Origin of the sequence: Bradyrhizobium elkanii WSM2783, assembly GCF_000472865.1 — a bacterium.
Lineage (GTDB): Bacteria > Pseudomonadota > Alphaproteobacteria > Rhizobiales > Xanthobacteraceae > Bradyrhizobium > Bradyrhizobium elkanii_A.
In genome coordinates, this window is the sequence record NZ_AXAP01000005.1 from 180,802 (window position 1) to 193,036 (window position 12,235).

At 64.1% G+C, this 12,235-nt stretch carries 11 protein-coding genes; 4 read left to right on the forward strand and 7 right to left on the reverse strand.

The annotated features are described in order from the left end of the window. Positions 1-3: 3 nt before the first annotated feature. Together mdcA and YY7_RS0107545 are read right to left on the reverse strand one after the other, a co-directional pair. Positions 4-1,650 (reverse strand): malonate decarboxylase subunit alpha, encoded by a 1,647-nt coding sequence (mdcA, locus tag YY7_RS0107540; protein ID WP_028162712.1) that lies wholly within the window; start codon positions 1,648-1,650, stop codon positions 4-6. A gap of 128 nt (positions 1,651-1,778) precedes the next feature. After that, positions 1,779-2,564: an alpha/beta hydrolase gene (locus YY7_RS0107545; RefSeq protein WP_028162713.1), complete on the reverse strand. Its 786-nt coding sequence runs from the start codon at positions 2,562-2,564 to the stop codon at positions 1,779-1,781. Positions 2,565-2,761: 197 nt separating this feature from the next. On the opposite strand from YY7_RS0107545, the gene YY7_RS0107550 reads away from it, so the two are divergent. After that, positions 2,762-3,598 (forward strand): alpha/beta hydrolase, encoded by an 837-nt coding sequence (locus YY7_RS0107550; protein WP_210164684.1) that lies wholly within the window; start codon positions 2,762-2,764, stop codon positions 3,596-3,598. 7 nt (positions 3,599-3,605) lie between these two features. Here the strand turns inward: YY7_RS0107550 and YY7_RS0107555 are convergent, their stop codons facing one another. Then, positions 3,606-4,196 carry a cytochrome b gene (locus YY7_RS0107555; protein WP_028162715.1) on the reverse strand — a complete coding sequence of 197 codons (591 nt, stop codon included), beginning with the start codon at positions 4,194-4,196 and terminating at the stop codon, positions 3,606-3,608. Beyond that, complete coding sequence (locus tag YY7_RS0107560) at positions 4,193-5,251, reverse strand: catalase family peroxidase (RefSeq protein ID WP_028162716.1); 1,059 nt, start codon at positions 5,249-5,251, stop codon at positions 4,193-4,195. The genes YY7_RS0107555 and YY7_RS0107560 overlap by 4 nt, the downstream gene beginning before the upstream one ends. Before the next feature lie 191 nt (positions 5,252-5,442). Here YY7_RS0107560 and YY7_RS0107565 point away from each other — a divergent pair, with 191 nt between their 5' ends. The 3 genes from YY7_RS0107565 to lon all read left to right on the forward strand — a co-directional run bounded on the left by YY7_RS0107565 (position 5,443) and on the right by lon (position 9,635). Further along, the gene (locus tag YY7_RS0107565) at positions 5,443-6,531 is read left to right on the forward strand and encodes a mandelate racemase/muconate lactonizing enzyme family protein (protein ID WP_028162717.1); all 1,089 of its coding nucleotides are present in this window, start codon (positions 5,443-5,445) and stop codon (positions 6,529-6,531) included. Between the two features lie 314 nt (positions 6,532-6,845). Continuing rightward, positions 6,846-7,250, forward strand: coding sequence for an Hsp20/alpha crystallin family protein (locus YY7_RS0107570; protein ID WP_028162718.1), 405 nt, complete (start codon positions 6,846-6,848; stop codon positions 7,248-7,250). Positions 7,251-7,259: 9 nt separating this feature from the next. After that, entirely contained in the window at positions 7,260-9,635 is a 2,376-nt protein-coding gene (lon, locus tag YY7_RS0107575) for an endopeptidase La (RefSeq protein WP_028162719.1), read from the forward strand. A gap of 51 nt (positions 9,636-9,686) precedes the next feature. Here lon and YY7_RS50980 read toward each other — a convergent pair whose 3' ends face one another. The 3 genes from YY7_RS50980 to YY7_RS0107590 form a co-directional block, all read right to left on the reverse strand. Continuing rightward, positions 9,687-10,019 (reverse strand): c-type cytochrome, encoded by a 333-nt coding sequence (locus tag YY7_RS50980; protein WP_051396581.1) that lies wholly within the window; start codon positions 10,017-10,019, stop codon positions 9,687-9,689. 9 nt (positions 10,020-10,028) lie between these two features. Then, positions 10,029-11,315: a molybdopterin-dependent oxidoreductase gene (locus YY7_RS0107585; RefSeq protein WP_155255074.1), complete on the reverse strand. Its 1,287-nt coding sequence runs from the start codon at positions 11,313-11,315 to the stop codon at positions 10,029-10,031. A gap of 160 nt (positions 11,316-11,475) precedes the next feature. Continuing rightward, positions 11,476-11,970 carry a ferritin-like domain-containing protein gene (locus YY7_RS0107590; protein WP_028162721.1) on the reverse strand — a complete coding sequence of 165 codons (495 nt, stop codon included), beginning with the start codon at positions 11,968-11,970 and terminating at the stop codon, positions 11,476-11,478. Positions 11,971-12,235: the final 265 nt, after the last annotated feature.

Sequence of the window (12,235 nt, forward strand, 5' to 3'; positions counted from 1 at the left end):
CTCTCACCAGTTGCGGAATTGCGAGGGCGGCGCGTAGAGGCCGCCCGACCACCGCACGAGATCCTTGATCGAGCGCGCCGCCAGCATGCTCCTGTCGGCGTCGAGCGGATCGATGCCGAGATCCTCTGGCCGGCGGATCACACCGCGCTCGCGCAAGTGCTGCACCATTTTCCTGTCCCTGCTGCGGCCGACATGGGTATAGCCAGCGACACCGCGGATCGCCTGTTCGCGCTCGTTCTCATCCCGGCACAGCAGCAGGTTGGCAACGCCTTCCTCCGTGACGATGTGGGTGACGTCGTCGCCATAGATCATCACCGGGGCGAGATCGAGCTTGAGCTTCTCGGCGAGCGCGAGCGCGTCCAGCTTCTCGACGAACAGCGGCACGTTCTTTTCGCCAAAGGTCTCGCCGATCTGCACCACCAGCTTGCGGCCACGGCGCAGCAGCGCCGAGCCGTCGGGATCGGCCTCACGGCCGGCCTGCAGCCATGGCGTGCTCGGATGGCGCCGCCCGCGGGCGTCGGCGCCCATATTCGGCGCACCGCCGAAGCCCGCAATACGCGAGGTGGTCACCGTCGATGAATTGCCCTGCAGGTCGATCTGCAGCGTCGAGCCGATGAACATGTCGCAGGCATAGAGGCCGGCGGTCTGGCAGAAGGCGCGGTTGGAGCGCAGCGAGCCGTCAGGCCCGGTGAAGAAGACGTCGGAGCGGGCGCGGATATACTCGTCCATGCCGACCTCCGAGCCGAAGCAATGGATCTGCTCGACCCAGCCCGATTCAATCGCGGGGATCAGCGCCGGATGGGGATTGAGCGCGAAATGGCTTGCAACCTTGCCCTTCAAGCCCAGCCGCTCGCCATAGGTCGGCAACAACAGCTCGATCGCGGCGGTGGAGAAGCCGATGCCGTGATTCAGTCGCCGCACGCCATAGGGCGCGTAGATGGCCTTGATCGCCAACATCGCTGTCAGGATCTGTCCTTCGGTGATGGCGCCGGGATCGCGCGTGAACAACGGCTCGACGAAGAACGGCTTGTCGGCCTCGACCACGAACTGCACGCGGTCCGCCGGGATATCGACGCGCGGCACCTTGTCGACGATCTCGTTGACCTGGGCGATGACGACGCCATTCTTGAAGGCCGTCGCCTCGACCACCGTCGGTGTGTCCTCGGTGTTCGGCCCGGTATAGAGGTTTCCGTCATGGTCGGCGCTGACGGCCGCGATCAGCGCAACCTGCGGCGTGAGGTCGACGAAGTAGCGCGCGAACAATTCGAGATAGGTATGAACGGCGCCGAGCTCGATCTTGCCGCCGAACAGCATGCGCGCGATGCGCGCCGCCTGCGGTCCGGAATAGGCATAGTCGAGCCTCTTTGCTACGCCGCGGTCGAACAGGTCGAGATGTTCCGGCAGCACGATGCCGGACTGCACCATATGCAGGCCATTCACCTTGGCGAGGTCGACGCCAAGCAGCGCGCGGCACAGAAGGTCTGCCTGCTTCTGGTTGTCGCCCTCCAGGCACACCCGATCGCCCGGCCCGATCACCGCTTCCATCAGGCGGGTGGCATCACTCGCTGCGACGATCTTGCCCTTCGCCAGTTTCGCGCCCGCTTCGATACGGGCATCGCGCGCTTGCCGGCCTTGTTGCCAATTCTTCATTCGCCATGCTCCTGGATCCGGCATTTGAAACGACATGCTTCGGATCCGACTGGATCAGTGAGGCGCTCCGGCGGGCATGCGTCAAACCCTGTCCCGCCGGAGCCCATGCGTCATTCGCAACCGTCTTGTCAGCGGGCTGCCAACTTTTCAGCGTTGCGAGCAGCTTCGGTGATTACGGCCGCCACTTCCTTCGGATGGGATTCGTAGACGGAGTGGCTGGCGCCCTTGATCTCGGTCGTGTGGCTCTTCGCCCGCGCGTAGTACCAGCGCTCGAGATCAGGATTGATGATCTTGTCGCTCTCGGCGACGATGCCCCAGCTCGGTTTGGTCTTCCAGGCAGCCGCGGTCAGCGGCGTGCTGAAGATCTGGGCCGCAGCCAGGACCTGGGAGCGCGACTCGAACTCCGCCTGCTCGCGCGGCAGATCGGGCGCGAAGAGCTTGGGAAAATCGGCAGGGTTCAGATAGGTGTATTGATCTGGCGTCTTCTTGATCGCGCCTTCGGTCTTGGCCAGCACACTCGGCATCTTCTTGCCAAGTTCGCCCTCATCTTCGCCGATATCAGGCGCATGCGCGGCGACATAGACGAGACGGACCACGTTTGGATGAACGCCCGCCGCCGTGATGATCGAACCGCCATAGCTGTGGCCGACGAGCAGCGTCGGACCGTCCTGCAAATCGAGGATTCGTTTCGCCGCCGTCACGTCGTCGGCGAATGAGGTTTCCGGCTCCTGCACCATGGTGACATGGAACCCCTCCTTGGTGAGGATTTCATACACGGGCTTCCAGCCCGACGCATCCACCCAGGCCCCGTGCACCAGAACGATGTTCTTGAGCGGCTCGGCACGCGCAGGGGCAACTGTCGAAACAAGCGAAAGAGTGGCCGCGAAGGCCAGGCAGGCTTTGACGTGCTTCATGTCCGAAGACTCCAGGTTGCGTCGCGCAAAACATAGAGGCGGGAACCGTCTCGCGTATTTCTGCAACGAAAGGCGTTTTCGACTTTGCACGCCGCCGAGTGATATCGGCCCCATAATCCACTCACGCTGGCCGCGGAGCGCAACTATTGTAAGCGCTTCCCGAAATGGCCGGACGCGCCCTCATATGGTTCATCAACATGTGTAGACACAAGTTCACTCGAGTTCTCGGCCTGGTTGCGGCAGCAGCCGCCGTCGAGATGCTGTTGCCATCGATCGGCTCGACGCAGGAATTCCGTCGGGATCAGGCCGCGAGCGAAGCAGCACCGCCGCTCGTCGTCGAGCTGCGATTACACGGCGGCCTACGTCAACGCCTGCTGTATATATCACCGCCCAAGCCGCTTGCCGCGATCGTGATGCTGCCGGGCGGCGCCGGAAATATCGACATCGAAAGCAATGGTGATATCAGGCATGGCGACAATTTTGTCGTCCGTTCGCGCGAGCTGTGGGTGCAGCGCGGATATGCCGTGGTCATTCCCGATACGATCAACCACGCCAATCTCCGGGGCGATCGCAGTTCTCCGGAGTATGGCGGGATCGTTGTCGAACTCGCCGAGTTCGCGCGATCGCAGGCTGGCGTTCCCGTGTTCCTGCTCGGCACGAGCCAGGGCGCGATCGCAGCGGTGAATGGCGCCACCCACGCGCCGCAGGGAAGCGTTTCGGGTCTGATTCTCACGGAATCCGTGTCCAGGGTCGGCAAGAGCGGCGAAACCGTTTTCAGCGCGAAACCGGAGAACGTGCGCGTGCCGCTTCTCATCGTCGCTAACAGGAGCGACCGGTGCAACGTCGCGCCGCCCGGCGACGCGCCGCGCATCGCTGCGGCGATGGGCCATTCCCCCAAGGTCCAGGTCCGATTCGTCAGCGGAGGAATTAACCGGTCGCGGCACGCTTGCGGATCCTTGTCGCCGCACGGCTATTACGGAATCGAAACGCGCATCGTCGATCTCGTTGCCCGCTGGATCAGCGAGCATCGCTGATCCAGCTCTAAGGCCGTGCAGCCAGCTCGCTGCGGTTCTCGGCCCGCGTGGCTTCGTCGTGGATCGGCACCGGCGCCATCGCCTCGAACACGCCATCATGCCGGACCAGCGCGTGGAACAGCGCGGCGGCGACATGCATCAGGATCAGCGCAAAGAATGCGAAGGCCAGATAGAAATGCGCGTTCCACAACAGCGTACGCAGGCTGTCGCTCTGCGGCAGGATCGCGGGAAGATAGATGCCGCCGTACAGTTCAACAGGATAGGCTGATGCCGACAGCATGGCCCAGCCGAGCAGCGGCATGCCGATCATCAGTGCGTAGAGCGCGTAATGCGACAGTTCCGCAGCGAGCTTCATCGGCTCGGGCAGATCGGCCGGCAGCGGCGGCGCGCCGTAATAGAAGCGCGTGACCAGACGGATCAGCGCCAGCACCAGGATGACACTGCCGAGCGTCTTGTGGATCGAGACCAGCGGCACGTATTTCGGCATGACCGTCGATACCATGCCGACGCCGATGAACAGCATCGTCAGGATGCAGACGGCCATGACCCAATGCAGCAGGCGCTGAAGTGGGGAGAAGTGATGACGGATAGCGTTCATGGCTTCGGACCCGTTACGGTTCGTGGATAATCCTTGGCCTCCGCGGTGCGGAGATCGTACGACTTGGCGTAGACCGATGAGCGGGCCGCCGGGAACGGATCATCCGACGTGCGCATGCCCGGCGGCAGCACGGTCGGATCGAAGTTGATTTCGCGGCAAGGGCCATCCGCCTCGGCCTCGATCCGCGACACGACCAGCGTGCCGATCTCGATGGTGCGACGATCCTCCGGCCAGGCCTTGGTCGGATCCGCGGTGGGATCGCCGGGGTTGGCGACGGTCACCGTCATGGTCCAACGCTGCGGGCCGCTGCGGACGCGCTCCGTGATCTCCTGTTCAAGGAAGTCAGGATCAAGCTTCTTGAGATCATCCTGCGTCACCGGAACGACTTGCGCCTGTGGCAGCAACGACCATCGCACCGCGTGATCGGCACCGGAACTGTCGGTGAAGATGAAACTGTTGAGGCCGTTGAAGCGATCCTCGGCATAGCTGCCGGTCCAGGGCGCAGTCTTGGCCCATGCGCCGAACGGCGCAAACTCCGGATGCGCTTCGGCAAACACCTTGATGGCGTTCGGGTCCTTGCTGCCCGCTGCGACCAGGAGTTCGTGAAAACCTTCCGGCGTGGAGGCGGCAAAGACCGGCGCATTGATCATCGCCATGCGCCATTCCTGACCATTCGGCGGCATGATCCGCAATCCCAGGCCGCGCACGCGGACCGACGCATCCGCGGCATCCGGATTGGGCGTGCCCAGATTGAAGCGTCCCAGCGCCGGATGCTGGCCGGCGGCAAGCACCGAGGCGCGCGAGATCGCCGCGCCATTGCCGTTGGATTCGAAAACGCCGGTGAAGCAAATGCCCTTGGCGTGATTGCGGCGGTGGCCGAGCGCTGGGCCGCTTGGCGGCGCCAGCGCCTCCAACATCTTCCAGGGCGTCAGTCGCTCCGGCGAAAGCCATCCGGCGGTGTAGGCGAAGGCGGCCGCGCTGCCGGCAACGACGACGCCGATCAGCACGAGTGATCCCAGCACCGAACGTGCGGGAGATGGACGCGGCTCGGGCATTCGGACCTCACGATGACGATGGATAATTCTATCCTGTAGCCACCAGTATCCCTCCGGAGCATCGGCCAGTCTTCCCGAACCTGCCTGGACTCTTTCAAAATCGCACGGCAGGCATGGGGAGCCCGCTCCCCGCCGGAGGATTGTCGATCGGCCGCCCCCGTCCTAACCTGCGAAAAACGGGTGGAAACGCAATGGCACGGATCAAGACTATCGAGACCGGACTCTACCGAATTCCGCTGTCGGTCACGCTGTCCGACAGCACGCATGGCGAAATCAAGGCGTTCGAGCTTATCACGGTTCGCGTACGCGATGCGGACGGCGCCGAAGGCGTGGGCTACACCTACACAGTCGGTCGCAACGGGGGCGCCATCGCCGACATTCTCCGGCGTGAAGTTCCCGAACTGATCGAGGGCCGCGAGGCCGACGATAGCGAGGCGCTGTGGCACCACGTCTGGTGGGGCCTGCATTACGGCGGGCGCGGTGGCCCCACCGTGCTCGCGCTTTCGGCGCTCGACATCGCGCTTTGGGACTTGAAGGCGCGGCGCGCCGCACTGCCGCTCTGGCGGCTGCTCGGCGGATTCGATCAGCGCGTCCCCTGTTATGCCGGCGGCATCGACCTCGATCTGTCGGTCGAGGCACTGCTGAAGCAGACCGACGACAATTTGGGCAAGGGCTTTCGCGCCATCAAGATGAAGGTGGGCCGGCCCGATCTCGGTTCCGACGTCGCGCGCGTGCAGGCGATGCGCAAGCATCTCGGCGACGGCTTTCCCTTGATGGCCGACGCCAACATGAAATGGACGGTGGAGGAAGCCATCCGCGCGGCGCGGGCACTGCAGCCGTTCGATCTCACCTGGCTCGAAGAGCCGATCATTCCCGACGACGTCGCCGGCCACGCCCGGATCCTCGCCGCCGGCGGCGTGCCGATCGCGGCCGGCGAAAACTTGCGCACGCTCTGGGAGTTCAAGAACTACATCGCCAATGGCGCCATCTCCTATCCCGAACCTGACGTCACCAACTGCGGCGGCGTGACCGCCTTCATGAAGATTGCGCGGCTTGCCGAAGCCTTCAATCTTCCGGTCACCAGCCACGGCGCGCACGACATCACGGTGCATCTGCTCGCGGCCTGCCCGAACCGTTCCTATCTCGAGGCGCACGGCTTTGGCCTCGACCGCTATATCGAGCATCCGCTCGTGCTCGAAGCAGGCATGGCACTGGCGCCGAGCCGCGCCGGCCACGGCGTCAACTTCGACTGGACAGCGTTGGAGCGCCTCGCCGCGTGAGCCGCGACGGATACTGCGCTCCCTCTCCCGCTTGCGGGAGGGGGTTGGGGTGAGGATGTCTCCACGATGGGACTATGATGACAGGGTGATTTGGGCCATCATCCCCGCTATCAAACAATTGAATCAGAACTCTCCACACGTCGTCCCGGGCTTGACCCGGGACGACGGCCAGAGTGCTGTTGAGTCCAGCCGACAACGGTTCCGGCAGACCAAGAGTGATCGGCTGCCATTGTACCTGTGCAAGCCGTGCGCTTTCGGGGTAGGTTTAAGGCAACCGACGTGCTCTGAAAATTTTACTGGAGTCACAACGACAAATGCCGACAAAAGATCCGATCAACTGGATGTTGTCTGAAGCGATCGAATCGCTCGCGCGCGCCGAACGGCTGCATCAAAGATTGTTCAGCCTGCAGCCGGGCGGCACGCGCGAGGTCAATTGGGAGCCTCCGATCGACGTGTTGGAGACCGATCGGGAATTGTTGATCTTCGTGGCGCTGCCCGGCGTCGATCCCGATCAGGTGGTGGCGATCATCGAGAACGGCGTGCTCATCATCAAGGGGCACCGGATATTGCCCGCCGAGCTCCGTGATGCGCTGATCCACCGGCTCGAGCTGCCGCAAGGCGGGTTCGAACGCCGCATTGCCCTGCCGGCCGGACGCTATGGCGTGAGCCGGACCGCCTCGAATGGATGCGTCGTGTTGCGCCTGTCGAAAGCCGTGTGAGAATTCATGATGTCGCCTGATAGTCAAAATCCCGGTTCCGCCGCAGCCGGTGCGAAAACGGAATCGGTCGCGATTCCCGCGGATGCGCTGATCATCGTCGCGGTCCGCAACATCGTGCTGTTTCCGGCCGTGATCGCACCGGTCACCATCGCCCGCGCGAAGTCGATCGCCGCCGCGCAGCAGGCGCTGCGCGAACAACGGCCGATTGGAATCCTGCTGCAGCGAAACGCCGAAGTCGACGATCCCGGTCCTGACGACCTGCACCGCGTCTGCACGATCGCCAATATCGTCAGGTACATCACCGCGCCGGACGGAACCCATCACATCGTCTGCCAGGGCGTGCAGCGCGCCCGCATCCTGGATTTCCTGCCCGGCACACCATTCCCCGCGGCGCGCGTGCTTCACATCCCGGAGCCGGCGACGACGTCGCCCGAGATCGAGGCGCGCTTTCTGAATCTGCAGAGGCAGGCCGTCGAAGCGGTCCAGCTCCTGCCGCAGGCGCCGCCCGAGCTGGTCGGCGCCTTCCAGGCAACGACATCTCCCGGCGCGCTCGCCGATCTCACGGCGTCCTATATGGACATCAAGCCGCAGGAAAAGCAGGAGATCCTCGAGACCATCGACCTCACCTCCCGGATGGACAAGGTTTCGCGCTATCTCGCCGAGCGGCTCGAAGTGCTGCGGCTGAGCAACGAGATCGGCCAGAAGACCAAGGCCGCCCTTGACGAGCGGCAGCGTGAAGTGCTGCTGCGCGAGCAGATGGCCACCATCCAGCGCCAGCTCGGCGAAGGCGAAGGCAAGGCGCAGGAGGTCGCCGAATTGAGCGCGGCGATCGACAAGGCGAAGATGTCGCCCGAGGCCGAGAGCCAGGCGCGCAAGGAGCTGCGGCGCTATGAGCGGATGCCGGAAGCCGCAGCCGAAGGCGGCATGGTCCGCAGCTATCTCGATTGGCTGATCGATTTGCCCTGGGCGCTGCCGGACGAAAAGCCGATCGATATCCGCGAAGCTAGGCGTATCCTCGATGAGGATCATTTCGGGCTGGAAAAGATCAAGGCCCGGATCATCGAATATCTCGCGGTTCGCAAACTGGCGCCGCACGGCAAGGCGCCGATCCTCTGCTTCGTCGGACCGCCCGGCGTCGGCAAGACCTCGCTCGGGCAGTCGATCGCCCGCGCCATGGACCGGCCGTTCGTGCGCGTCAGCCTCGGCGGCGTCCACGACGAAGCCGAGATCCGCGGGCACCGCCGCACCTATATCGGCGCCCTGCCCGGCAACATCATCCAGGGCATCAAGAAGGCCGGCTCCCGCGCCTGCGTCATGATGCTGGACGAGATCGACAAGATGGGTCGCGGCATCCAGGGCGACCCGTCGGCGGCGATGCTCGAGGTGCTCGATCCCGAGCAGAATTCGACCTTCCGCGACAACTATCTCGGCGTCCCCTTCGACCTCTCGCGCGTCGCCTTCATAGCGACCGCGAACATGCTCGATACGGTTCCGGGACCGCTGCTGGACCGAATGGAGATCATCAGCCTGCCCGGCTACACCGAGGACGAGAAGCTCGAGATTGCGCGGCGCTATCTGGTGCGCCGCCAGCTCGAGGCCAACGGCCTGAAGCCGGACCAGGCCACGATCGAAGACGAAGCGCTGCGGTCGATCATCAAGGGCTACACGCGGGAAGCCGGCGTCCGTTCGCTCGAACGCGAAATCGGCAAGGCGCTGCGCTATGCCGCGGTGCAGATCGCGGAAGGCAGCTCAACCAAGGTGACGCTCGGCGCACGGGATCTGACGACCGTGCTCGGCCAGCCACGCTTCGAAGGCGAGATCGCCTTGCGCACCAGCGTGCCCGGCGTCGCCACCGGGCTCGCCTGGACGCCAGTCGGCGGCGACATTCTCTTCATTGAAGCAACGCGTGTGCCCGGCAGAGGCGGGCTGATCCTCACCGGCCAGCTCGGCGACGTCATGCGTGAAAGCGCGCAAGCCGCGTTGACGCTGGTGAAAAGCCGCGCCACGCAGCTCGGGATCGATCCGTCGCTGTTCGAGAAAAGCGATATCCATGTCCATGTGCCTGCCGGCGCCACGCCGAAAGATGGTCCGAGCGCCGGCGTCGCCATGTTCACCGCGCTGTCCTCGCTGCTCACCAACCGCACGGTGAGGCACGACACGGCAATGACAGGCGAGATATCGCTCCGCGGCCTGGTGCTGCCGGTCGGCGGCATCAAGGAGAAGGTCGTCGCGGCCGCAGCCGCCGGCCTGACCAGGGTGATGCTGCCGGCACGCAACCGGCGCGACTTCGACGACATTCCGCAAGGCGCGCGCGACAAGCTGGAGTTCATCTGGCTCGAGCACGTCGACGATGCGATTGCGCAGGCGCTCGAGCCGGCGAAATAGCCGGCCAGCGCGTAATAGGGACGCACCGGGCGCGCGGCTCTCCGCGTGCCCTCAATCCTTGCCCTTGGTCTTCACCAAATAGCTGACGATCGCCGGCACGTCCGCCTCGCCGATCGGCGCCTTGTAGACGTTGATCATCTTGTGCACCACGGCTTCCCAGGCCGCCTTGGGCAGCGGTGGCTGGTTCAGCACCATGTCCGGCGAATGGCAGGCGAGGCAATTGTTGTTGATCGCCTCGGCGCTGGAGCCGCCGGGAAACAAGGCATCGCCTGCCGGCAGCTCCACCGTCGTCGATTTGATCACCGGCAGATCCTGAACCCAGGCCGGCGTCGAGCACAGCAGCGCGGTTCCGAAGCAGCCGATCGCAGCGAGACCTTTCAGCATGATCAGCTCCTACACTGCCTTGACCTGCACGGTCTCGATGACGTTGCGCATGAAGCCGCTGCCGTTCCAGTTCGGCGTGTCCGGCTGGACCTCGCCTGCGGAATTGGTGCAGCGGACCATGAGCGCGTGATCGCCTTTATCGGCAAGCGCAACATCCGTCTGCCACTGGCGAAAGCCGTATTTGCCGAAATCATCGCCAAGCCTGGCCGGCTGCCATGACTTGCCGCCGTCGCTGGAAAACTCGACCTTGGCGACGCCGGTGTCACCACCAAAGGCGATGCCGCGAAGGGGCACGCGCGTGCCCGCGGTGAAGGACGCGCCGTCGGTGATATTGGTGAAGAACGAGCGCGGCACCATCCGGTTGATCGGCACCATCTTCACGCCGCTCTGTCCCGGCGCGATGCTGGCGTGCGGCGTATCGGGAATCGTATAGGCGACGGTCATCCAGTAATTGTCATCCGGCTTGTCGAGCACCTCGATGTCGCTGAGCATCTTGATCCAATAGGTCGAGTACCATCCCGGCACGATCAGGCGCAGCGGGAAGCCGTTGAGCAACGGCAGTTGCTCGCCGTTCATGGCGTAGGCGATCATCACTTCGCCGTCGCGGGCATGATCGATCGCAAGCGACTTCCTGAAGGTCGGAGCCTCCGGCACCACTGGCTCGTCCAATCCCTTGAAGCGGACCTGAACGGCGCCGGCCTTGACGCCGGCGCGATCCAGCACGTCCTTCAGCCGTACGCCGGCCCATTTGGCGTTGCCCATGGCGCCATTCGCCCATTGCGCGCCGGGCACGCGTGGCGAGAAGAAGCCGCGCGAATTGCCGGAGCATTGATTGACCGCGGCAAGCTCCACCCGAGGCAGGTCGCGTAGGATGTCCGTTATCGACAGCGACAGCGTCCGATCGACATGCCCACGCACCGCAAGCCTGAAGGCGTTCACATCGACCGAATTCGGGATCTCGGCCCAGTGCCAGCGCACGTAGAACTGGTCGTTCGGCGTGAAGACGCCGCGGTCGAACACGTCCAGCGGCGTTTCGAGCAGCGGCGGCCGCACCCGCTGCAGGATCATGTCGCCTTTTTGCGGAAAAGCATGCGTGATCGGCCGTTCCCGCGGCCCGCTCGCAAACGGCAATTTGACCATTTCGTCGGCGAAGGCCGGCGATACGGCGAGCGACAGACCGGCAATTCCAATGTTCTGAAGCACGGTCCGGCGCGACGGACGTTGAGTGGCGGCGGAGCGAACGGGATGCAGGTTTCGCAGCGATTGGCTGAGCGCATCTTCCTTGTCGTTGCGCATCGGAGCTTCCTCCTTGGGCAAGCGGTACCGAGCCCATCGGCATCGCCCATTGCAAATCCGAACAATACCATACCCTGCCCAATGTCGAGCTGACATCTGGGTATTTCGAATTTGCCCGCCAATCGGGGCGGCAATTGCGCAACGTCGCGGGAGCGGACGATCAGGCCGCCAGTGCGTCCTGGTTGATTTCACCCTTGGCAAGCGTCGTCAGCAATTCGTCCGCGCGCTTTTCCTCATCGAGCGCGTTGTGCAGCAGCCGCTGGTCCTCCCGAAGGTTGAGCTGGCCCGCGAGTGCGGCCACACTGCCATAGGCTGCGATCTCGTAATGCTCGAGCTTCTGTGCCGAGGCGATCAGACCGGCGTCGCGAAGGTAACCATCCTTCAGGATTACGCACATCTTCTCGGTCTCACGGATCAGCGCCTGCATGGCCTGATCCGTATGTTGCTCGGCGGCGGCCTCGTGCTTCTCCAGGATCGACCGCAGCCGTTCCTCCTGCATGATGGTTTCCCGCTGGTGCCGCTCGAGCGCAGCCCTTAGCGAAGGATGCGAGGCCACTTTGGCCATGCGCAGCAACGCCTCGCCAAGCTGCTGCTCGACGCTGACAAGTTCCTGCAATTCGGCAAGGTACATGTCCTTGAATGTCGTGATCTCCATGATGGTATCCTTTCGAGCGGACCGCCGGCCAGCCGGCCGCCGCGGACCTCAAGTGCAATCGCCGATCGGGTTGAAAGATAGCCCCGGCGAAGCTGCACGCCCTCTCCCGCTTGCGGGGGAGGGCTGGGGCGGGGGTGCCTCCGCATTGGGACTCCCCGAGTGGAGAGAGCCCTCACCCCGGCGCAACGCGCCGACCTCTCCCGCAAGCGGGAGAGGTGAAGATTCAGCCTGATCGGATCATACTCAAGCTGAGCACTCAACAAAG